The organism is Proteus penneri, from assembly GCF_003144535.1.
Taxonomy (GTDB): Bacteria; Pseudomonadota; Gammaproteobacteria; order Enterobacterales; family Enterobacteriaceae; genus Proteus; species Proteus penneri.
The window spans coordinates 15,669-38,648 of the sequence record NZ_PHFJ01000002.1; the positions used below are offsets into that span (position 1 = coordinate 15,669).

General features: G+C 38.0%; 23 protein-coding genes. 3 read left to right on the top strand and 20 right to left on the bottom strand.

Annotated features, from left to right (window positions below; genetic code table 11):
* Positions 1–95 precede the first annotated feature (95 nt).
* The 10 genes from CUB63_RS03085 to nrdH form a co-directional block, all read right to left on the bottom strand.
* Positions 96–1,865 (bottom strand): bifunctional alpha/beta hydrolase/class I SAM-dependent methyltransferase, encoded by a 1,770-nt coding sequence (locus CUB63_RS03085; RefSeq protein WP_109847438.1) that lies wholly within the window; start codon positions 1,863–1,865, stop codon positions 96–98.
* On the bottom strand, positions 1,862–2,497 hold the full coding sequence (locus CUB63_RS03090; RefSeq protein WP_072062964.1) for a CDP-alcohol phosphatidyltransferase family protein: 636 nt from the start codon (positions 2,495–2,497) through the stop codon (positions 1,862–1,864). Before CUB63_RS03090 ends, CUB63_RS03085 begins: the two co-directional genes overlap by 4 nt.
* 531 nt (positions 2,498–3,028) lie before the next feature.
* A complete protein-coding gene (locus CUB63_RS03095; RefSeq protein ID WP_006537757.1) occupies positions 3,029–3,379 on the bottom strand; it encodes a hypothetical protein in 351 nt (116 codons plus the stop codon).
* A 283-nt stretch (positions 3,380–3,662) separates the two neighbouring features.
* Positions 3,663–4,658, bottom strand: a complete 996-nt coding sequence (gene proX / locus CUB63_RS03100; RefSeq protein ID WP_006537756.1) for a glycine betaine/L-proline ABC transporter substrate-binding protein ProX — start codon at positions 4,656–4,658, stop codon at positions 3,663–3,665.
* A 120-nt stretch (positions 4,659–4,778) separates the two neighbouring features.
* A complete protein-coding gene (gene proW / locus CUB63_RS03105; protein WP_072062962.1) occupies positions 4,779–5,975 on the bottom strand; it encodes a glycine betaine/L-proline ABC transporter permease ProW in 1,197 nt (398 codons plus the stop codon).
* Positions 5,968–7,167 (bottom strand): glycine betaine/L-proline ABC transporter ATP-binding protein ProV, encoded by a 1,200-nt coding sequence (proV, locus tag CUB63_RS03110; RefSeq protein WP_072062961.1) that lies wholly within the window; start codon positions 7,165–7,167, stop codon positions 5,968–5,970. Before proV ends, proW begins: the two co-directional genes overlap by 8 nt.
* 621 nt (positions 7,168–7,788) lie before the next feature.
* Positions 7,789–8,757: a class 1b ribonucleoside-diphosphate reductase subunit beta gene (gene nrdF, locus CUB63_RS03115; protein WP_109847439.1), complete on the bottom strand. Its 969-nt coding sequence runs from the start codon at positions 8,755–8,757 to the stop codon at positions 7,789–7,791.
* Between the two features lie 24 nt (positions 8,758–8,781).
* Positions 8,782–10,908 carry a class 1b ribonucleoside-diphosphate reductase subunit alpha gene (gene nrdE / locus CUB63_RS03120; protein WP_109847440.1) on the bottom strand — a complete coding sequence of 709 codons (2,127 nt, stop codon included), beginning with the start codon at positions 10,906–10,908 and terminating at the stop codon, positions 8,782–8,784.
* A gap of 5 nt (positions 10,909–10,913) precedes the next feature.
* A complete protein-coding gene (gene nrdI, locus CUB63_RS03125; protein WP_006537746.1) occupies positions 10,914–11,333 on the bottom strand; it encodes a class Ib ribonucleoside-diphosphate reductase assembly flavoprotein NrdI in 420 nt (139 codons plus the stop codon).
* 11 nt (positions 11,334–11,344) lie between these two features.
* Positions 11,345–11,569 (bottom strand): glutaredoxin-like protein NrdH, encoded by a 225-nt coding sequence (gene nrdH / locus CUB63_RS03130; protein WP_006537745.1) that lies wholly within the window; start codon positions 11,567–11,569, stop codon positions 11,345–11,347.
* A gap of 283 nt (positions 11,570–11,852) precedes the next feature.
* Here nrdH and CUB63_RS03135 point away from each other — a divergent pair, with 283 nt between their 5' ends.
* Both CUB63_RS03135 and cspE read left to right on the top strand, forming a co-directional pair.
* Positions 11,853–12,326: a methylated-DNA--[protein]-cysteine S-methyltransferase gene (locus CUB63_RS03135; RefSeq protein WP_006537744.1), complete on the top strand. Its 474-nt coding sequence runs from the start codon at positions 11,853–11,855 to the stop codon at positions 12,324–12,326.
* A 197-nt stretch (positions 12,327–12,523) separates the two neighbouring features.
* Positions 12,524–12,733: a transcription antiterminator/RNA stability regulator CspE gene (gene cspE / locus CUB63_RS03140; RefSeq protein WP_023581133.1), complete on the top strand. Its 210-nt coding sequence runs from the start codon at positions 12,524–12,526 to the stop codon at positions 12,731–12,733.
* 60 nt (positions 12,734–12,793) lie between these two features.
* Here cspE and crcB read toward each other — a convergent pair whose 3' ends face one another.
* The 10 genes from crcB to rsfS all read right to left on the bottom strand — a co-directional run bounded on the left by crcB (position 12,794) and on the right by rsfS (position 21,709).
* A complete protein-coding gene (gene crcB, locus CUB63_RS03145; protein ID WP_006537743.1) occupies positions 12,794–13,168 on the bottom strand; it encodes a fluoride efflux transporter CrcB in 375 nt (124 codons plus the stop codon).
* A 13-nt stretch (positions 13,169–13,181) separates the two neighbouring features.
* On the bottom strand, positions 13,182–14,147 hold the full coding sequence (gene lipA, locus CUB63_RS03150) for a lipoyl synthase (protein WP_006537742.1): 966 nt from the start codon (positions 14,145–14,147) through the stop codon (positions 13,182–13,184).
* A gap of 101 nt (positions 14,148–14,248) precedes the next feature.
* The gene (gene lipB / locus CUB63_RS03155; protein ID WP_006537741.1) at positions 14,249–14,893 is read right to left on the bottom strand and encodes a lipoyl(octanoyl) transferase LipB; all 645 of its coding nucleotides are present in this window, start codon (positions 14,891–14,893) and stop codon (positions 14,249–14,251) included.
* Positions 14,894–15,054: 161 nt separating this feature from the next.
* Entirely contained in the window at positions 15,055–15,318 is a 264-nt protein-coding gene (gene ybeD, locus CUB63_RS03160) for a DUF493 family protein YbeD (RefSeq protein WP_036912266.1), read from the bottom strand.
* Between the two features lie 200 nt (positions 15,319–15,518).
* Positions 15,519–16,730, bottom strand: a complete 1,212-nt coding sequence (dacA, locus tag CUB63_RS03165; RefSeq protein WP_109400656.1) for a D-alanyl-D-alanine carboxypeptidase DacA — start codon at positions 16,728–16,730, stop codon at positions 15,519–15,521.
* Positions 16,731–16,851: 121 nt separating this feature from the next.
* The gene (gene rlpA / locus CUB63_RS03170) at positions 16,852–17,847 is read right to left on the bottom strand and encodes an endolytic peptidoglycan transglycosylase RlpA (RefSeq protein WP_109847441.1); all 996 of its coding nucleotides are present in this window, start codon (positions 17,845–17,847) and stop codon (positions 16,852–16,854) included.
* A 10-nt stretch (positions 17,848–17,857) separates the two neighbouring features.
* A complete protein-coding gene (gene mrdB, locus CUB63_RS03175) occupies positions 17,858–18,970 on the bottom strand; it encodes a peptidoglycan glycosyltransferase MrdB (RefSeq protein ID WP_006537734.1) in 1,113 nt (370 codons plus the stop codon).
* Between the two features lie 5 nt (positions 18,971–18,975).
* Positions 18,976–20,871: a peptidoglycan DD-transpeptidase MrdA gene (mrdA, locus tag CUB63_RS03180; protein WP_006537733.1), complete on the bottom strand. Its 1,896-nt coding sequence runs from the start codon at positions 20,869–20,871 to the stop codon at positions 18,976–18,978.
* A gap of 38 nt (positions 20,872–20,909) precedes the next feature.
* Complete coding sequence (gene rlmH, locus CUB63_RS03185; RefSeq protein WP_109847442.1) at positions 20,910–21,380, bottom strand: 23S rRNA (pseudouridine(1915)-N(3))-methyltransferase RlmH; 471 nt, start codon at positions 21,378–21,380, stop codon at positions 20,910–20,912.
* A gap of 2 nt (positions 21,381–21,382) precedes the next feature.
* Positions 21,383–21,709, bottom strand: coding sequence for a ribosome silencing factor (rsfS, locus tag CUB63_RS03190; RefSeq protein ID WP_006537732.1), 327 nt, complete (start codon positions 21,707–21,709; stop codon positions 21,383–21,385).
* A gap of 515 nt (positions 21,710–22,224) precedes the next feature.
* Here rsfS and CUB63_RS03195 point away from each other — a divergent pair.
* Positions 22,225–22,971 (top strand): YbgA family protein, encoded by a 747-nt coding sequence (locus CUB63_RS03195; RefSeq protein WP_109847443.1) that lies wholly within the window; start codon positions 22,225–22,227, stop codon positions 22,969–22,971.
* The last annotated feature ends 9 nt before the right edge of the window (positions 22,972–22,980 follow it).

Sequence of the window (22,980 nt, forward strand, 5' to 3'; positions counted from 1 at the left end):
GATCCCTTTATTTGTTTATGTTTTTTTACAAGGACTTAAAGCTACCGCTATACAGTGACATAGAGTGATAGCCCTGTTATTGGTAGTGTATTCTATTAGCGACGTTTTGCTATCGATACACTAAAAATCCCCCAATGATCAATTTGTTGATCTAACTTTTCAAATCCCGCTTCATTGACTAAAGCATCCATTTCACCTTGACTACGGCAACGCATGATCCAAGGTTGTCCGTTTTGGTGACTTGGTAATACGCGCGCAATCATTTCAAGTTGAGGGTGCCAAGGTTGACAGGTATAAATCAATAAGCCACCACTTGGAATGGCTAGCGAAAGTCCTTTTAAAGACTCTTTTAGCAGATGGTTTTCAGGGAATAATTCATAAAGTCCACTGACAATACCCAAAGTGGGTGAAGGTGAAACAGCACTCAAACTTTCTGCATCAAAAGCGTTACCTTCTTCAAAACGCACTTTGTCTTCTAAATGGCGTTCTTTAATGGCAAGTCGGCCTTGTTCAACATTAATCGGGCTATAGTCGCGCATTAAAATTGAATCGACCTTACCATAGTCATTAACCGCATCAAAAATATAACGGCCTTGTCCTGCAGCAATATCCATAATATGTACTGGCATATTATTTTGTGTTAATTGGCGAATAGCGTATCTGATCGTATTTTCAATATTGATTTTACGTTGGCGAATACCTTGCCAACCAATACTGTTTAAATATTGTTTATCAATGATACGACCAAATAAGCCTTTTCCCTGAGGTTGATTACGGTAGACATAATCCAGAGTCGATCCAGAATCAAAACCCTTATCGTAACCCAGAGCAACCCCTTCAGACGCTTTACCTAACGTGCTCATAGAACGGCTAATTAATTTATAATAAAGTTTTTTTGGACAATATTTAGGAAGAGGGGTCTGTAATGCGCGATAAACATCAGCACTATGGCTCCATATATCTTCATTTTGATAATCGTGTTGATAAAGCGGTTGTGCAAACAATGTTTCAATAAAGTGACGCATTTTATTGATGGGGATTGCTCTGTCTTTCTCGCCCAATGTATCGTGGTAAAAACCAGGTAAAACATGCTTTTCTTTAATAGAGGTATTTAAACGTTCATAGAAAAGATGTTGAGGTTTGGCGTGAACTACATGATCATTACCTGAAATAAATAATTGTGTTGGTAAAGTAATCGCACTTGCATCTTCAACCACGCGATCGGCCGTTTTATAAAGTTCTAATAAAATATTGACGGCAATAGGGCGAGTGATTAGCGAGTCTTGATTAAAAGAGTCGATACGACTTTGGTCATGGGTTAAGTATTTGGCTTTCACATATGAATTGACGTAAAAAAGGCCCCGAATTTTTTGCATTAAGGCGAGGCCGGTGCGTGCAAAAGGAACATATAACTTCACTTTAAATGCAGGAGAAGCTAACACCATACCACGGATCTTCGGGGCATAATCGTGTACCCAACCAGTAACTAAAACAGCACCGACACTTTGACCAACAACCAGAATATTCTCCATTGGAATACTATAGTTAGACGAAACGTAATGAACGAATTCGTCTATATCTTTTATTGATGTTCCCATTGATGGACTATAACCGCGAGCACCTTCATTTTTACCATGTCCACGAGCATCCCAAGCAAACATTGAAAAATCAGGAAGATCTAATTCATCAACTAGATGAGAAACACGCCCCGAATGTTCATGACCTCGGTGAAATAAAATAATTGCTTTTGATTCAGTGGTGATTTGAGCAGGCCAATGGCGATAATACAACGGTGTCTTATCGCTGGTGGTAAATTCAGACTCAATCATATTCCTTTGAGTTTGATATTGCGGTTGTTGATTCATAACGATGTATCCTTATCTTTATCTGTCATCGTTGCTTCTTTTAGTGCTCGATGAATACGGTGATAACAAGTCAACAAAAGTAATAAATTAATAATAATAAAAAGATAATGTATGTTTTCTGATAATGTCAGTGAGGGGAATATTCCGATAAAAAGCGCAATAGTACCGAAAATAAAGGCTCTATCACTTTTTCCCATGGGGCCATCATAACGACGAGACGCATGAATAGTTTGGGCAAGAACACCTAAAAACTCAGTCATTATCATTAAAAAAAGTGCCAGCATGATCCACCAGTAGGCCTGTGGAAAAATAAAAGCAAAAGGTAAATAGAGTGCAATGTCTGAAATAACATCGCTAGCTTCGTTTAATATCGCGCCAAGCGCACTTTTTTGATTATGTTCTCGCGCAAGCATGCCATCAATGGCATTAAGCGCCATCCGAAAAAAGAGGACAAAAGGGAGTAATAAAAATAAACGAGGGGAAGGATGAAGCAAAAGTAGTCCACCAACGGCAATGGATAAGAGTAAGGCAGAAAGTGTAACTTGATTTGCGGTGATCCCTTTTTTAAATAATTGTTTTACATAAGGGCGCAATAGAGATTGAAATTTGGGTTTTAAGTCATAAATTGTCATGACGCATCCTTGTGTTCAAAAGTACGTATACTATCTCAAAATTATTGATTTATTATTAGCTGATTTTTATCTCATTGAATATCTTTATTTCAAATATTTAATTTATTTACGATTTAGCCATAAAACTAATTTCTGAAATTTACCTGATTTAATAATTATTTAGCTCTAAAAATAAAACAAAAATCAAATGCATATAATTGTAATTATCGGATTGTTCTGTATTTGTGTTTATTTTTTATTTTTAGAATGATTAATTTTTCTTTAGAAATGTGTGCGTAATTATAATTAGAGAATTAAAAGAAGGGAATGAAAATAAGGGATATTAAACACTTTATAACAGCTGATGAAGTAGTTTGATTTATTTTTAATGTATTGTTTTAAATGAGATTTAAATATAATAGGGGTATCAATAGTGTAATCAACGAGTTACAGTGGCAAGATGTTTCGAATATTATGAAAATAAAAACGAATAAACCCCATAGATATTATGGGGTTTTATTGTCATTACGAGTTCATACTCAATATATTGAATTAATAACCTTGTGATGCAGAAGTTGCAATCATTGCCATCATGGTTGTGAAGAAGAAAATAAAGAAAAGAACAGCCATAACGATACTAATAATAAAGTAAACAAAGCCAGCTCTGTTCCATGTTTCTTGCACTTTCATAAAGGTTTCAACAGAATCGTAATCACCGCTTTTCCAAGCCCATTCATTTCCTTTAATACCACAGACAAAGATCCAAACTAAGTTAAGTAAAGGAACAAGCGCTAATAATGGAAGATAGGATTTATTACCAAAACCCCAAATAATATTAAACATGAAAGCACCCCAGTTCCAACGTTTAATTTCTTCAGGTACTGGTTTGTTAGTGTAAGACACAGTTTATTCCTTATCTAAAATAATAAATATAAAAATGAGAATGCCAAAATGGCAACTGGAGAAAACGATAATCATAATTGAAGAAATGAGAGAATGAAAGACAGGTATATCTTTGCCATTAATAAAAAGAATTATCTTAATAATGAAATAGTATTAAGATCTTTTTATTTTTATATAAATTAGCTCTGCCTAATTACATGTAATTATAGTTTTTTATAAATAAAAACAGGCCACAATAGTGTGACCTGTTTTGTGATAATCTTAATTTAAGATTATTTATTAATTACTTTGCAGCAGCCTGAGCTTGTTCAATCCAGCCATCAAAGGTTTTTTGATGTGCTTTGATCCAAGCATTAGCATGACGTTCAATATCTGCCTGCGATTTTTGACCATTATGCATACGTAAGTTTTGCGCATTAATATCGGCAACAGACACTTTCATGACTTCAAAGAGTTTTGCCGCTGCAGGGTTTTCTTCAGCCCATTTTTTATTCGCTGCGATATGCATAGTACTTGGCGGGAAACCATAGTTTTTACCATTTGCTAATGTAGTATCGGTTTTATCATCACCCGGTAATGAAGAGAAAGGCACTTGTAACCAAACAACATCTTTACCCGGTTTTAATACATCACTTATCCAGTAAGGCGTCCAAGTGTAATAAAAAATGGGTTTACCTTCTTTATAGCGAGTAATAGTATCTGCCATCATTGCCGCGTAATTACCTTGGTTATGTGTGACAGATTTTTCTAATCCATAGGCTTTTAAGTGGTTGTTAATAGCTTCTTCACAACCCCATCCCGGATTACAACCCGTTAAATCGGCTTTGCCATCACCATCGGCATCAAAGAGTTTGGCAATTTTAGGATCTTTTAATTGCTCAATATTCGTAATGTTATATTTCTCTGCCGTTTTTTTATCAATCAAGTAACCTTGAGCTGCATTAACGACATAATCCCCTTTGCGATAAAAGGTATTATCACCTCCTGCTGCTGCATATTGTGAATTATGAAGAGGAACCCAACTGACTGCCATAAAGGTCGCATCACCATTGGCGATAGAGGAGTAAGCAACGTTATAGTCTACTTCTTTAATTGGCTGAACAGTGTAACCTAATTGTTCTAATGCTTTGTTGACGATTAAAGTTTGAAAGGTTTCTTCAGAAATCGTACTTTGCACGGGTTGAACCGAAATCCCTTTTCCAGGTAAATCAGCAGCGGATAACTGGGTGCTTATCAGTGTGGCGGACAATACTGTTGCCCAGAGAACTGGATTACGCATAGTTTTTCCTTCTGTTGTTATGGTAAGAGATAAATAGCGACAGCGAACTGTCGCCTCTATTTCTTATATTGATTGAACGTGATGTTCTTTATTGATTTTTAATTAATAGTAAAATATTTATTACGATGCTTTTTTGCCAAAGAGTCGGCAAATTAAGCCAATAGGCCCTGTCATATACCAGCATCGATTGCCTTTATGACGGCTGTTTTGACCTAAAGATTGCGTTAATCGGTCAAGAATAATTGCGAGAATAACAATACCTGCGCCCCCTACAGCAGCAAGTCCCATATCAAGACGGCCTATACCGCGTAATACCATTTGACCTAATCCACCAACGGCTATCATTGATGCAATAACAACCATTGAAAGCGCTAACATCAGTGTTTGGTTTACACCTGCCATAATCGTTGGCATGGCGAGCGGTAATTGCACTTTAAACAGCATTTGGCGAGGACTTGCACCAAATGATTGTGCTGCTTCAATTAAATCTTCAGGGACTTGTTTGATCCCTAAAATGGTCAATCTCACAATAGGTGGCAAAGCAAAAATAATGGTGACCACAACGCCAGGGACGTTACCAATACCAAATAACATGACGATAGGCACTAAGTAGACAAACGCAGGTGTTGTCTGCATCGCATCCAGTAAAGGCCGGACAATTTTGGATGCTCTATCGCTGTTAGCTAGCCATATCCCTAATGGAAGTCCGATAATAAGACAAAACAGTAATGAAGTGAGTACCAATGCAAGGGTAACCATGGCTTCAGACCAAGCACCTATTGCACCAATTAATATTAATGAGATAAAAGAAGCGACACCCATGGCTTTGCCTGAAAGTTGCCATGCAATCAGAGAAAACAGAATAATGGCGATAGGTGCAGGCATTGAGGTTAAGAAATTTTCAAAACCACTTAATACCAAATCAACGGGTACACGAATACCTTGGAAAACTGGGCGAAAGTGCAACACAATCCAGTCAATCGCATCGGTAACCCATGAATCTAATGGGATCAGCGTATTGTGAAACGGATCCATTAGATTGAATGAATCGGGTGCGACATCCGTCGGTGCGGCATCAAGCCAATCACTGCCAGCGGATGATGTATCAATGTCACCACCACCGCCTGCACCCCATGGATCGGCATCTGTTGATGAACTGTCAGTACTACTCCAAGGATCGCTTTCTGTTGTGCTAGTATCTGTTGTTGCCCAAGGATCATCATTGGCATTATTGGTTGCCTCTTGAGCTGTCTCGCTTGTTATGGTTTCTTGGATATCTGTATCCACAGTCGTATTTTTATCTGTTGTATTACTCATTTGGCGTCTCCTTATCCAGTGCTTGTAGTAACATTCCTTTAGAAATTAAGCCGATATAACGGTTTTTTTCATCAATAACAGGAATAGCACAGGGAGATTGTGCAACAGTTGAAATCAGCTCATTTAACGGTGTATCCCCATTAATGGCACAAGGCTCAGGTAGAATAGCTGACTCAATAGGTTGTTTATTTTTGAGCGCCTCTTCAAGAGACGTAACGGAAACGATGCCAACAAATTTTCTTCCCCGCTCAATGAGATAGCCAAAATTTCTATCTTCATCTTCGAGTACTTTCAAGGCGGAGCGTGGGCCAAAACCTGGGGCAATATGCAGTAAGGTTTCTGGGCGACGTTTGGCAATATCTTTTGCACTAAATACATGGCTAATATCAACACCACGGAAAAAGGTACGTACATAATCATTCGCTGGATTGTTGAGTATTTCATCCGGTGTGCCCGTTTGAACAACAACACCACCTTGCATAATGGCAATGCGATCACCAATACGCATGGCTTCATCGAGATCATGAGAAATAAACACAATCGTACGCTGTTTATCGCCTTGTAAGCTCAATAACTCATCTTGCATTTCAGTACGAATTAATGGGTCAAGTGCTGAAAAAGCCTCGTCCATTAACAAGATATCAGGATCATTGGCAAGTGCGCGAGCCAGACCAATACGTTGACGCATCCCACCAGAAAGTTCATCAGGCCAAGAGTTTGCGTAACTGCCTAAATTGACTTGCTCTAAGGCATCCATCGCTTTTTTATAACGTTCGTCTTTGCTTAATCCAGCGAGATCCATGCCAAATGCAGTGTTATCAAGCACGTTCATATGGGGCATTAATGCAAATGATTGAAACACCATACTGATTTTTTTACGGCGTACTTGTCGTAATTCTTTATCAGACATGGTGGCAATATTTTCACCATCAATAAGCACTTCTCCCTTTGTAGGAGAAATCAGACGATTGAGAAGGCGGACTAGGGTGGATTTACCTGAGCCAGATAATCCCATGATGACAAATATTTCGCCTTCTTCAATTGCCAGATTTGCATTTTGAACGCCCACCGTAAGCCCTGTTTTATCAAAAATCTGATCTTTGTTCATACCAGACTCTAATAATTCAAAAGCGCGTTTAGGGTGCTCGCCAAATACCTTGTAGAGATTTTTTACTTCGAGTTTAATTGCCATGCAATATATAGTTTCCTATTTAAATATTGAAAGGAATAAATTAAATATTAATTAATAAGTGTTATTGTTTTTCCTAAATAAAATTTTAGTAAGGGAAATACCCTACCACAATGATTGAGTCTGACAACCCTATGTTAATTATAATTAACTAAATTATTTAGCTGTAATTTCTTTATTTTTTATATGATTAATAATTAAATAAAGTGAAATAAATAAAATTGATTAAAAGATATATTTCTATCTAACTAACTGAAATAACTTTATTTTTATAGATGTTATTATTTTGATTAGGATCTCAATAAAAATGAAAATTTAATCTCAAAATAGAGGATGAAATAGATGAAAATTAAATGAAAAAAAACCAATAATCATTAGCATGATTAATATTTATTCTCTTGTGATAAGGTTTATCTACGAAATTTAAGCTGAAATGATTCGAAAAAAATTGATTTTTTGACAATATTGAACGGCAAAAATCAATCGATTAGATTGTTTATTGCTCAAATAAAAATGCACAAAAAAATAATCTATATTTTTCAGTGCATTATGTTTTATATGTGATACATAATCAAATTGAATGTATTTTGTTGTTTCTCTTACTTCCCATTTGACTAATAAATCTTAAAAATCCCAATCATCGTCTTCAGTGTTAATCGTTTTTCCAATAACATAAGATGAACCGGAACCAGAAAAGAAATCGTGATTTTCATTTGCATCTGGTGATAATGAAGAAAGAATCGCAGGACTTACATCGGTTATTTCATCAGGGAATAAAGCTTCATACCCTAAATTCATTAATGCTTTATTTGCATTATAATGAAGGAATTTTTTGACATCTTCTGTCCAACCTACAGTGTCGTAAAGATCTTCAGTATATTTCACTTCATTGTCATATAAATCTAATAATAATGAGAATGCAAAATCTTTAATATCTTGTTTCTCTAATTCGGATTTATTTAATAACTGATTTTGAAATTTATAGCCAATATAATAACCATGAACGGCTTCATCACGAATAATGAGTCGAATTAAATCGGCTGTATTAGTTAATTTTCCTCGGCTTGACCAATACATTGGTAAATAGAATCCTGAATAAAATAAAAAGGATTCTAAAAAGACGCTGGCAATTTTTTTCTTTAAAGGATCTTCATCTTGGTAATAACGCAAAATAATTTCTGCTTTCTTTTGTAAGTAAGGGTTTTCCTCACTCCAACGATATGCTTCATCGACATCAGTTGTTAAGCAGAGTGTAGAAAATATCGAACTGTAAGAGCGAGCATGAACAGCCTCCATAAAACAGATGTTGGATAACACCGCTTCTTCATGTGGCGTCAATGCATCGGGCATCAATGTCGGCGCACCTACTGTATTTTGGATAGTGTCCAATAACGTTAACCCAGTAAAAACACGAATAGTGAGCTGTTTTTCGGCTTGAGTTAATGTACTCCATGAAGGAATGTCATTGGAGAGTGGAATTTTTTCAGGTAACCAAAAATTCATGGTTAAACGGTTCCAAACATCTAAATCTTTTTCGTCTTCAATACGATTCCAGTTAATCGCATTAACATGACTTAATAAAGGTGATGACATGCTATGTTCTCCTTATTGTAATTATTAAAGTGCACACGAAACACAGCCTTTGATTTCAGTGCCTGCTAATGCGGATTGTCGGATACGAATGTAATACAAGGTTTTAATTCCTTTACGCCAGGCATAGATTTGTGCTTTGTTAATATCCCTTGTTGTGGCTTCATCCGAAAAGAATAATGTCAGTGATAAGCCTTGATCGATATGTTGTGACGCTTCTGCATAGGTATCGATAATCTTTTCTGCACCAATTTCATACGCATCTTGGTAATATTGGCGATTTTCATTAGTCATAAAGGGGGCGGGGTAATAAACCCGTCCAATCTTACCTTCTTTTCTAATTTCTATTGGCGCGGCAATAGGATGAATGCTTGATGTAGAGTGGTTGATATAGGAAATAGATCCTGTCGGCGGTATTGCTTGTAAATTTTGGTTATAGATCCCATGCGTCATAATAGATTGCTTGAGAGTCTGCCAATCTTCTTGTGTTGGAATATGAATATTAGATTGGCTAAATAGCTGGTGGACTTTTTGAGTTTTAGGTAACCACTGTTGTGATACATATTTATTAAAATATTCACCTGTTGCGTATTTTGAGTTTTCAAAACCTTTAAAGTACTGTTTTTTCTCAATAGCTAATTGATTTGAAGCGAATAACGCATAATAAGTGACGGTATAAAAATAGATATTGGTGAAATCTAACGCTTCTTCAGAGCCGTAATAAATCCTTTCACGAGCTAAGTAGCCATGTAAATTCATTTGCCCTAAACCAATTGCATGAGAAGCGAGATTACCTTTTTCAATAGAAGGAACAGACTCTATTTTCGTCATTTCAGAGACATTGCTTAATGCTCTAATTGCTGTGCTGACAGTATGGGCAAAGTTAGGCGAGTCCATTGCCATAGCAATATTCATAGAACCTAAGTTACAACTGATGTCATGACCGATATGGCGATAGCTTAAGTCTGGGTGATACTCACTTGCGCTGTTGACTTGTAAAATTTCAGAGCAGAGATTGCTCATGTTTATTCTACCCGCAATAGGATTTGCGCGGTTTACCGCATCTTCAAACATGATATAAGGATAGCCAGACTCAAATTGAATTTCGGCTAATGTTTGGAAAAACTCCCTCGCTTTAATTTTCTTCTTACGAATTTGCGCGTTATTTACCATTTCACTGTATTTTTCACTAATACTGATCTCTGACATAGGTACGCCATAAACACGCTCTACATCATAAGGAGAGAAGAGGTACATATCTTCATTACGTTTCGCTAATTCAAAAGTGATATCAGGAATAACAACCCCTAAAGAGAGGGTTTTTATTCGAACTTTTTCATCTGCATTCTCTCTTTTGGTATCAAGAAAATGGTAAATATCTGGATGATGAGCATGAAGATAAACAGCGCCAGCACCTTGTCTTGCTCCTAACTGATTAGCATAGGAAAAAGCATCTTCAAGCATCTTCATAACGGGAACAACGCCAGAAGATTGATTCTCTATACGCTTAATGGGGGCGCCTGCTTCACGTAAATTAGTGAGCAAAAATGCAACGCCGCCGCCACGTTTAGAAAGCTGTAATGCAGAATTTACCGATCGACCGATAGACTCCATATTATCTTCTATACGTAATAGAAAGCAGGAAACTAATTCACCGCGTTGTTGTTTCCCGCAATTTAAAAAAGTGGGTGTTGCGGGTTGGAAACGACCACTAATGATTTCATCAACAAGATGAATAGCGAGATCAGTATCACCTTGTGCAAGAGTAAGCGCTACCATACAGACGCGATCTTCATAGCGCTCAAGGTAACGCTCACCATCAAAGGTTTTTAAGGTGTAACTGGTATAGTATTTAAAAGCGCCTAAAAAAGATTGAAAGCGAAATTTTTTGCTATAAGCATGTTTGAATAGCTGTTTGATAAAAGCAAATTCATATTGTTCTAATACTTGAGCTTCGTAATAGTGTTGTTGTACTAAAAACTCAAGTTTTTCTTTTAAATCATGAAAAAATACCGTGTTTTGATTTACATGTTGGCGAAAAAAATGATGTGTCGCTAATTTGTCTTTATCAAACTGAATATTACCTTGCTCATCATACAGGTTTAGCATGGCGTTTAAGGCATGGTAATCAAGTTGTTCTATTGATTGTGTCATATTAATTATCTCATGGCGCATTGGTCAGTAAGGCTTGACCAAAATGCGCTTAAACCCGTTTTTACGCGGTTTACATCTTCTGGCGTGCCTAATAATTCAAATCGATACAAAAAAGGGATTTGGCATTTTTGTGCAATGATGTCGCCAGCCAATCCATAAGCTGTACCAAAATTTGTATTTCCAGAAGCAATAACACCGCGTATTAGTTGGCGATTTTCATAAATATTTAAAAACTGAATAACCGCTTTAGGCACCGCACCTTTAGTACTGCCGCCACCGTAAGTAGGGCAAAGCAACACAAATGGCTGTGTTGCAAGCAATGTTTCATCTTCAAAAATTCTGGTCGCTTTTAAGTTGAGCTTTTGTACAAAACGATGACAGTTTTCAGAGCGACTTGAAAAATAGATCAAAGGTGCAGTTTGCATGAAATGCTCCTTTAGAGCGTGATCTGTCTGATCTTATCAGGGCAGAAACCGGACCAATGCTGGTCACCATGAACAACAACGGGAACTTGGCGATATCCCATAGAAACAATGTGAGCGAGGGCTTGCGTATCTTGGGTGAGATCAACAGCAACAAACGGAATGTTTTTCTGTTTTAAGGCGCGCTCTGTGGCACTACATTGAACGCAATTCGGTTTGGTATAGAGGATAACAGACATAAAAATAACCCTTATAAAAATATGGATGCGTCTGTTTTCACATCCATAATGGAAAGTGATTAAATACTATATATAGAGTTATTTATTTTCAACCACACAATATATGGTGATTTTGATTTTTGATAATGATTATCATTAAAATTAAATAGTTAGTGCATTAATTTTATTTTTAGATCGCTCGATTGATCAATTTTTATTAGATATACGAGTAATTAGATGATTGCTTTATCAATCAGGCATGATTTACTCTTAGTGCTACAGACAAATCAGCAGAGAAAATATTATGTACCAAGATTATCTCGATGCCCCTGTTGGCTTCCCAAAACCTTATATTTCTATTACAGCCAATGAAAAAGGGATCACTAGCCTCTATTTTGTAAATGACAAAGATGTTGCTGTGAATCCAAGCTCCGTAATTAATCAATGTATAAAACAACTCAAAGAGTATTTTGCGGGTAAACGTACCGCCTTTTCTGTGCCTTTGGCACCAGAAGGAACAGAGTTTCAAAGCCGTGTTTGGAAGACATTACAGACAATCCCTTATGGCGAAATTTGGAGTTATAAAAAATTGGCGCTTACATTAGGTTCAGTCAATTATTGCAGAGCGGTAGGAATGGCAAACTCACGCAATCCAATTTCTTTAATTATTCCTTGCCACCGAGTTATTGGTCATAACGGTAAGTTAGTCGGCTATACTGGTGGGTTAGATATTAAGCGTTGGCTACTTCAATATGAAAAAGTAGAAATTGATGAATAGTTCAGATAGTAAGTATTAAGTATTATTTCTTAAGTGAACTATGCGTTAAGGCATGGGATTTGTCTGAATATTAATCATTTAGCAGAAAAAAAATGTGAGTTTCGTGATCTAGGCTGTGGACAGGGAATCATCATTTTTGTTTTACTATAGTCAACGCAAAACGCTTGCGTTTATTTTCTATTTTAAAGGTAAACTTGATGTCTAAATTAAAAGGTAACGTTAAGTGGTTTAACGAAACTAAAGGTTTTGGTTTTATCACTCCAGAAGATGGCAGCAAAGATGTATTTGTACACTTTTCCGCTATTACATCAGAAGGCTTTAAAACCCTTGCTGAAGGTCAAAAAGTAGAGTTTGAAGTTACTGACGGCGCGAAAGGGCCATCTGCTGCAAACGTTGTCGCTATCTAATTAACGACTTCTTTGAGACAGTAAAAACCCGTTGTTTAACGGGTTTTTATATTCTGAGTATTACATTTCTCGTAGTAACCAAAACGCAAATGCGGTCATTAAAAATGAACCCGCTAAGTTAGCGCCCATCGTACTTAATGCCCATCCTATCTTTCCCTCAGTTAAGAGTGCGACAACTTCGACAGAAAAGGTTGAAAATGTTGTCAGACCGCCACAAAAACCCGTAGTTAGCATAATTTTCCAAATAGGATCAATATTGGGGGCTTTGCTAAACCAAGCGATACCAAAGGCTATAATAAAAGCACCAATACAGTTAGCAACAAAGGTGCCTGTGGCAAAATGAGGAAAAATAGAATTTAGGCGGTAGCTAATCAGCCAGCGTAATACGCTACCTAAACCACCACCTATAAATACAGCAATTGCAATATTAAGCATGAGAAATTAATTGTTATTTAACCTCAATCCCCTGAGCTTGAAGATCAGCATGATAAGACGAGCGAACAAACGGCCCACAAGCAGCGTGGGTAAAGCCCATCGCGAGTGCTTGCTCTTTCATATATTCAAACTCGTCAGGACTGACGTAACGTTGAACAGGAAGATGATGACGACTTGGCTGTAAATATTGCCCTAAAGTCAGCATCGTTACCCCATGTTTACGCAGATCACGCATAACGTCAATAATTTCTTCGTTGGTTTCCCCAAGACCGACCATTAAACCTGATTTGGTGGGAATATCAGGGTGAGCTTGCTTAAAGCGCTCTAACAAAGTCAATGACCATTGATAGTTAGCGCCTGGACGTACTTGACGATAAACACGAGGAACATTCTCTAAGTTATGGTTGAAGACATCAGGTGGGGTTTCCGTGAGGATTTCCAGTGCTTTATCCATACGACCACGGAAATCAGGAACTAATGTTTCAATACGGATGGTTGGATTTTTTGCTCGAATTGCAGCAATACAATCCGCAAAATGCTGAGCACCACCATCACGTAAATCATCACGGTCTACGGAGGTAATTACGACGTAGCGTAACCCCATATCTTTGATTGTTTGAGCGAGTTTTTCTGGCTCTTGTGGATCGGGAGCATTTGGGCGGCCATGAGCGACATCGCAGAATGGGCAACGGCGTGTACAGATTGCCCCTAAAATCATAAAGGTTGCCGTTCCATGGTTAAAGCATTCTGCAAGGTTAGGGCAAGAGGCTTCTTCACAGACCGAATGAAGACCATTTTTACGCATTGCTGCTTTGATACCCTGTATTTTACTTGAGTCAGCGGGTAGCTTTATTTTCATCCAATCAGGTTTGCGTAGCAGTTGTTCTCGTTCTGTAGCGACTGTTTTAACAGGAATAAGTGCCATTTTATCGGCGTCGCGATATTTAACTCCGCGTTCCATCTGAATAGGTTTACTCATAATTGTGCCAGTTCCAGTTATCTAGAGTGATTAACACGATGTGACTGAGGTAATCAGGGTTTTAAAAAAATATGATAAATGTTAAAAAAATTATAGCATTTTTATTGCTGTGGTTGAAATCCTAGATGTGTACAAAAATGCTTAACTAATAACGGTGCTACCTGTGTCGTTGACGTATTTGGTGCAAAATCAATTAACTGCGTCATTTTGAGATCAGAATAACCACAAGGATTTATTCGTGCAAAAGGGGATAAATCCATATCGATATTGAGCGCAAGTCCATGAAAGGAGCAACCTTTACGAATACGTAATCCTAAAGAGCAAATTTTATCACCTTTTACATAAACGCCGGGTGCATCAGCGCGAGCATAAGCTTCTACATTAAACTCTGCCAGCGTATCAATAACCGTGTTTTCAAGAGCAGTAACTAGTTGACGAACACCGATATGATTGCGTTTTAAGTCAATTAAAACATACATCACTTGCTGACCAGGACCATGATAAGTTACTTGGCCACCACGATCAGACTGAATAACAGGAATAGTTCCTGTGTTTAATAAGTGTTCAGCTTTACCTGCTTGGCCTTGGGTAAAAACCTGTTCATGTTGAACGAGCCATATTTCATCAGGTGTGTGACTTTCCCGTTTTTCCGTAAACTGATGCATAGAATCAGAAACCGGTAAATAGGGTTTCACACCTAATTGGCGAATAATGATTGTCTTGTCTTGCACCGTGAAAATCTTCATTTGTAGCGTAATTGTGAAGGGCAGTATAACGCCCCAGCAAATGAACTACCAGATTGAGATGTTTTTTTTCCGAAAAGGAGAGAAAAGTGAAAGACATTAAGGTAAGAAAAAGCGCCTGAGTAAAGGCGCTTTTGAAAAATTCATCATTTTAAATGAAGGGATTACAGAACCATACGTACCAGTTCAAGTTCACCTAATTCTTTATATAACGTTTCTACTTGGTCGATATGAGTTGCGTTGATGGTAATAGAAACAGAGTGGTAATTACCTTTGCTACTTGGTTTCACTGAAGGAGTGTAATCACCAGGCGCGTGGCGTTGAATGACTTCAACAACTTGATCCACTAATTCTGGTTTTGCATGACCCATCACTTTATAAGTGAAAGAACATGGGAACTCTAACAGCTCGTTTAATTTTGTTTTCATCATAATGTAATTCCTTAAGACAACAGGTGCTGTTGTTTTAATAATTTATTTCTATACCTAATCTTAGCAAATAAAAAGCGCATTCCTTACATAATAAGGAATGCGATACTAGTCATTAGGGTAAATATGGTAATGGTAAATGTGTTTATGCCAATATCTATATGTAAGTTATATGTGGTCACATTTACCTTTTTCAAGTCTTAGCCAAACCAGTGTGAAAATAATAATTTGATGTAATCGATAATACGACTAAAGAAGCCACCTTCTTTTACTTCATTCATCACAACAAGCGGGCGCTGTTCAATAACTTGTCCATCAAGTTGGAAATTAATTGTTCCTACAACTTGGTTTTTAGTGACTGGTGCATGTAATTCTACATTATCAAGAACATAGCTTGCTTTTAAATCTTTTAAACGACCACGAGGAATAGTTAAATAAACATCTTTATCTACCCCTAATTGTACTTTATCTGTTTCACCATACCAGATAGGCTCTGCCGCAAATTCTTTACCGACTTGCAATGGTTTTACGGTTTCAAAGAAACGAAAACCCCAAGTAAGTAGTTTTTTACTTTCGACATCACGACCTTTAGGTGAGTGACCGCCCATAACTGCAGAAATTAAACGCATATTGCCTTCAGTTGCAGAGGCGACAAGATTATAGCCTGCGGATGCAGTATGACCTGTTTTAATACCATCAACGTTTAAACTGGTATCCCACAACAAGCCATTTCGGTTAGTTTGGCGGATATTGTTGTAAGTGTACTCTTTTTCTTTATAGATGGCATATTCATCCGGTACATCGCGAATTAATGCAGCACCGATTAGTGCCATATCACGTGCTGTGCTGTATTGTCCTGGGGCATCAAGGCCATGAACGGTTTGGAACTGTGTATTTTGTAAACCTAGACGCTTAACGTAATCGTTCATCATAGCCACAAATGTATCTTGGCTTCCTGCAACATAAGAGGCCATTGCGACACAAGCATCATTACCTGATTGTAAGTTAATACCACGTGTTAACTGTGCAACTGTAACTTGATCACCTGGTTTTAAGAACATTAAAGAAGAGCCGCGAAAAATAGGATTGCCCGTTGCCCATGCTTCTTCACCAATGGGTACAATATCGCTATTAGATATTTTACCAGCACGAATAGATTGACCAATAACATAGCTGGTCATCATCTTGGTTAAACTTGCAGGATCACGGCGAACATCAGCATTCATTTCAGCCAATACTTTCCCAGAATTATAATCAATCAGAATATAAGATTCGGCTTCGATACTAGGAACAGCGGGTATCATTGTTTTTAGGGAATCTTCGGCAATACCTTGATGACTGACTGTGAGTAAAGCAAACGTGGCACTTAACAAGCTGGTTCTTAGTCGTTTTGCTGGGAGTATCTGTTTCATTCTGTTTGTTTTATCCAAAATTCAGGGAAAAATAGGAACCGATAAATAAAATATCAGCAAATCCGGATGATTCTACGCTTGAATTTGCTGATATAAAAAGAATTTTACGTAACATTATCTTTTATTGGGTAATAATAAACCCAGTGATATTTTTAACTTGTTTTAGCTTGTTTTTTATCGTTTCGGCTTGCTCTTTAGATGAATAAGGGCCGAGTTGCACTTTATATAATCCATCTGTTTTATTTATCACACCTTGTGTGTTAAATAATGACGATAAATCATTGAGCAAAAACTGTGCATTATTTTCGTTACTTAGAGCACTGACTTGGACATAAAAACCTTGCGCTATGGAGTTTGCCGATAATACTGGTTTTGACGCTTTTGTTTCCGTCTCTGCTGGCGTTGGAACTAGCACTGGAGTTGGTGTTTTTGCTGGAACTGGAGTTGGCGCAGGTGACTCAACTGGCATATTGTTGTTGGTAGGCGTTGATGTTGTTAATGGCGCAGGCGCAGCTGGTTGAGCATTAAAATTAGGGCGCTCAGGTAATGCCGTTGTTTTCTTTTCTATTTGCGCACCATGCGTACCAATACCGCTCATATGGCCAGTTTGATCAACAACAATCCCTTCAATAAGTAATGGGGTTGTCGGCATTAAACGTAAGCTATCAGAAACCACTGGAGTGACTTGAATTTGTTTTCCATTAACGTAAGGGCCACGGTCGTTAATACGTACAACCATTGTGCGCCCATTGAGTAAGTTTGTAATTTTTACATAACTTGGAATGGGTAATGTAGGATGTGCAGCCGCAAATTCATAGGGATTGACACGTTCACCAATAGTCGTTAAACGACTCATCGCTAAGCTATCATAAACAATAGCCTCTCCTCGCTCACTAAAGTTTGCAGGATCAGTCACAATACGATAGATCACACCATTTTTTCGGTAATCTTGATTTGCTGTTGGGTGATAAGGCTCGTAACGAGGTTCAGCACCAAGAACACGTTGAGCTGGCACATTGGGTAATGGTGCAGGCTGTTTATTCGTGTTCGGCTTATCAACAACACATCCTGAAAGTAGCAATGCACTGATACCTACCAAAACCCATTGCAGACGCATAGAAACCTCATTATAAACTTTTCGATAATAGTTTTCGGTGTGTATGAATAGACATAACAATGCCAAATCCTGCCATTAAGACAATTAGGGCCGAGCCTCCATAACTCATTAGCGGTAACGGAACACCGACAACAGGAAGAATACCACTCACCATTCCTATGTTGACAAAGACATAGACAAAGAAGATTAGCATTAATCCGCCAATCATTACTCTGCCAAATGTATTTTGTGCTTTCGTTGCAAGGTAAAGGCCTCGCGCAATTAAGAGTATATAAAGAGCTAGCAGTATCAAAACACCAATTAATCCGAGTTCTTCAGCCAATACAGCAAAAATAAAGTCTGTATGGCGCTCAGGTAAGAATTCTAATTGAGATTGCGTGCCTTGTAACCATCCTTTTCCATGTAATCCGCCAGAACCAATGGCAATTTTAGATTGGATAATATGATATCCGGCGCCGAGTGGATCAGATTCAGGGTCAAGTAGCATCATTACCCTAGCTTGTTGGTAATCATGCATAAGGAAAAACCAGAGTATGGGGATAAAAGCAGCAACAAGAACTATGGCTACAGTGATAAGGCGCCAACTCATTCCTGCAAGAAAAAGAACAAATAAACCCGATGCGGCAACAAGAATAGAGGTTCCTAAGTCAGGCTGTGCTGCGACTAATAAAGTTGGCACAAAAATAATGACTAAAGCAATAGCAGTATTACGCAATGTCGGAGGGCACACATCGCGATTCATAAATCGAGCGACCATTAAAGGCACGGCTATTTTAGCGATTTCTGAAGGCTGAAAACGCACAATGCCTAAATCTAGCCAACGTTGAGCCCCTTTACTGATTTGACCAAAGACATCAACAAGAATAAGTAAAATAACACAGAAGAAATAGAGATGAGGAGCCCAGCTTTCATAGACTCGTGGTGGGATTTGAGCCATGACTATCATGATCATAAAACCCATTGCAATCTGCCCTAACTTACGTTGCATCATTTCTGGATCTTGTCCACTGGCACTCCACATAATAAATGCGCTGTATCCTAATAAAGCAATAATACAGAGCAAGAATAAAGGGTCGATATGGATCCGTGTCCAGAAGGATTTTTTCTTGTTATTTTCAGTCATAAGTATTATTCCTCTGAACCACGCGGTGCGGGTGGAGAAGCTGGCAATACTGTGTTGTTATCACCAAGGAGAATGTGGTCAAGAATTTGTCTTGTAATATCACCAACAGAAGGGCCAGCACCACCATTTTCTAGGATAATAGAGATGGCTATGGTTGGGTTATCGTAAGGCGCAAAGGCAATCATCAATTTGTGGTCACGAAGATGTTCAGCCAATTGGCTTGCATTGTAGGTTTCGTAACTAAACACCTGTGCTGTTCCTGATTTTGCAGCTACTTTATAAGGTGCATCAGCAAAACTTCGGCGGCCTGTACCATTTGGGAAGTTAGCCACACCATACATACCGTGTTTTGCTAATTCCCAATAACCTGAGTTGATATCACCAATTTGGCGTGTTTCCTTATCAACATAAGGCAACATTTCATTGCCAAGTTTTGTACCATAAAGCAGGTGAGGAGTTTTAACTTGGCCGTCATTAATTAATGTCATTAAAGCTTTCGCCATTTGAATGGGCGTTGCTGTCCAATAGCCTTGTCCAATTCCTACAGGGATCGTGTCACCTTGATACCAAGGTTTTTTATAACGTTGCTGTTTCCATTCACGTGTTGGCATGATCCCATTACGCTCTTCAGATAAATCAATACCTGTATATTCACCATAACCAAAGCGACTCATCCAAGTTGATATGCGATCAATCCCCATATCATAAGCAACTTGGTAGAAGAAGGTATCCGCAGATTCTACGATAGATTTTGTCACATTAAGTTTTCCATGTCCCCAACGTTTCCAATCTCGATAACGTTTTTCAGAACCAGGAAGTTGCCACCAACCGGGATCATGAATTGTTGTATTGGCTGTGATTACACCTTCGCTTAATGCCGCAACAGACATAAATGGTTTCACGGTTGATGCTGGCGGATAAAGACCTTGGGTTGTACGGTTGATCAGTGGCCTATCTGGGTTATTTAGTAACCCTTGATAATCGGTATTCGAAATTCCACCGACAAATAAGTTAGGATCATAACTAGGGTTTGATACAAGCGCTAAAATTTCACCATTGCGAGGGTCGGTTACTACAACCGCGGCTCGGCTTGTGGTGAGTAATTCTTCAATATAGGTTTGCAGTTCAAGGTCGATGGTAAGATAGATATCTTTACCGGCTTGTGGAGGCTGCTCGTGTAATTGGCGAATAACTCGACCACGGCTATTAACTTCAACTTCCTCATAGCCCGTTGTGCCATGTAAAACAGACTCATAATAACGTTCGATGCCTAACTTGCCGATATCGTGAGTCGCTGCATAGTTAGGTGATAAACCTTCTTTATCAAGGCGTTCAACATCTTTATCGTTAATTTTCGCAACATAACCAATCACATGCGTTAATGCTGAGCCATAAGGATAATAACGACGCTGATAACCTTTAATTTCTAAACCAGGATAGCGGTATTGGTTGATTGCGAAACGGGCGACTTGTACTTGGCTTAATGTTGTTTTTAAGGCAATAGAGCTAAATCGGCGTGAGCGTTTGCGCTCTTTTTCGAATGCAGCAATATCTTCATCAGTTAAGTCAACAATATCTCTTAAACTTTCAAGTGTTTCTTGTAAGTTTGCTACCTTTTCAGGCACAACTTCTAATTGATAGATAGTACGATTGAGCGCAAGAGGGATACCATTGCGGTCGTAAATAATGCCTCTGCTGGGCGCAATCGGTACTAATTTAATTCGGTTATCATTTGAACGTGTTTGATAATCGTCATGGCGAGTGATTTGTAAGTGATTGAGGTTAAAAACCAAAACACCACTCAATATAATAATTACTGAAAATGCGACAATCACACGACGGATAAATAGCTTTGATTCCGCAGTATAATCTCGAAACGGGGTACGTTTTTTTCTTTTCATCCCATTTGACTTCACTTACTGACCCGCCAATTTATTGATTATTCACGATGATAAGGATGGTTTGTGGTAATGCTCCATGCTCGATAAAGGCTTTCTGCAACCACGACACGAACAAGGGGATGTGGCATGGTTAAAGGAGATAAAGACCAGCTTTGTTCAGCCGCAGTTTTACAAGCAGGTGCTAATCCTTCAGGGCCGCCAATGAGTAAGCTGACATTTCTACCATCAAGCTTCCATCGATCAAGTTGTTCTGCAAGTTTTGGCGTATCCCAGCGAGCGCCAGGAATATCGAGAGTGACGATACGATTCCCTTTACCTACTGCAGCTAACATTTGTTCACCTTCTTTTTCGAGAATACGTTTGATATCTGCATTCTTTCCACGCTTGCCTGCGGGGATCTCGATAAGTTCTAAAGGCATATCTTTGGGGAATCGATTAAGATAATCCATAAAGCCGGTCTGTATCCAGTCCGGCATTTTTGTACCAACGGCAATGAGCTGTAATTTCAAACTCAGCTCCAGAGTTTTTCTAGTTCATACATACGGCGACTATCTTCTTGCATGACGTGTACCATGGCTTCACCAAGATCAACGACAATCCAGTCAGAAACGCCTTGTCCTTCAACACCTAACGGTTGTAATCCCGCTTCGCGGCAATCATCAACGAGGTTATCTGCAACAGACATCAGGTGTCTGCTTGATGTACCCGTACAAATAATCATGTAATCAGTTACACTTGATTTTCCGCGGACATCTAATGCAATAATGTCTTGAGCTTTAGAATCTTCAAGTTTATCAATAATAAATTGCTGTAATTCAGAACCTTGCAAAAGGATCACCTTTAATCTAATGAGTTAATTCAACCGAAAAATAACATACTCGTGATACTTTAAGTTGCAGCGTTGTTGACTACATTTATTCGCACTAGTTATATACTTGGGTATATTCCTAGCGACTTACTTCAATTGTTGTCTAACTGCGCCTCAAATTATTTAGAATATGAATGCTATTTTAAAGGAATTTATACCAATAAATCTATTTTACTGGATGATTAATTCCAGTTAGCAATAACAAGAACATAAATCTCATTTTCTTGTTTTTCGACGTTTGATTTAGAAAAATTCATATATGTCCATTAACTGCGTCATAATAAATAACAAAAAGAAGGCAGATAAGAACTTTTCCATTTAGACGACAGTTTTACCTTACAGTTCCCTTAAGGGAACAGAGGGTGAGAATAACAGCTAAACCTCGTCTGTCAATGCTCATCAAACACCTAATTAGGTGTGTTTTACTTTGTTGTGTTCAGATTATACGGTGTAATGCTCAGACTTTTTAATTGGAGAGAAAAAGAATGGAAAGAAAAGTGAATTATCTCGGGATATCTTCAGAAATTATGAGTAACACCAATCACCAATTGCAAGAAAAGTTAGCTTTGCTTTGCGATACTGTTCAGGCAGAAAAGATAGGCATTATGCAGATAGAGGCTCAAAATAGAGATAACCTGTTGCCACTTTATGGTTATATTGGAAAAAAAGGAGACAGCCTTATCTCACCCGTGAATTTTACTTTACCTCAATTAAATATTGACCAACTTTTACAGCCTATTGTTTTTGATCATTTTCTTACCCAATTTTTCACACTGTTTGATTACCAACAACAGGTTAATCAATCATTAACTAAAGGGGCTTTAGTTAAATTTCATAGCCGATACAAATATTTAATTATGGCTTATTCACTAGCAGCTTATCGAGAATTGGGGCGTGATATTGCTAATTTTTCTGATGCCATTCCCCTTGAAAAAGTTGCATCGAAATATCTGGAAAAGCTAATGAAGGCATTCAGTGTTGCAGCGAATAGAGAAGGGCAAACTAATGCGTTAATGCATATGGCAGGGTATTTTAAGCGAAATCTAAACTCACAACAAAAACAAGAACTGGCACAGACAATTTTGCTATATCGTCAAGGTGTTGTGCCTTTTTCCAAGCCTTATAATTTACTTCAATATTGGCTAAGTGTTTATCCTGATGATTATTTGATTCATCAACGCTACTTCTCACCTTATCCGCAAGCTTTTGATTATCTCAGAGAACAACTTTAGAAATAATAA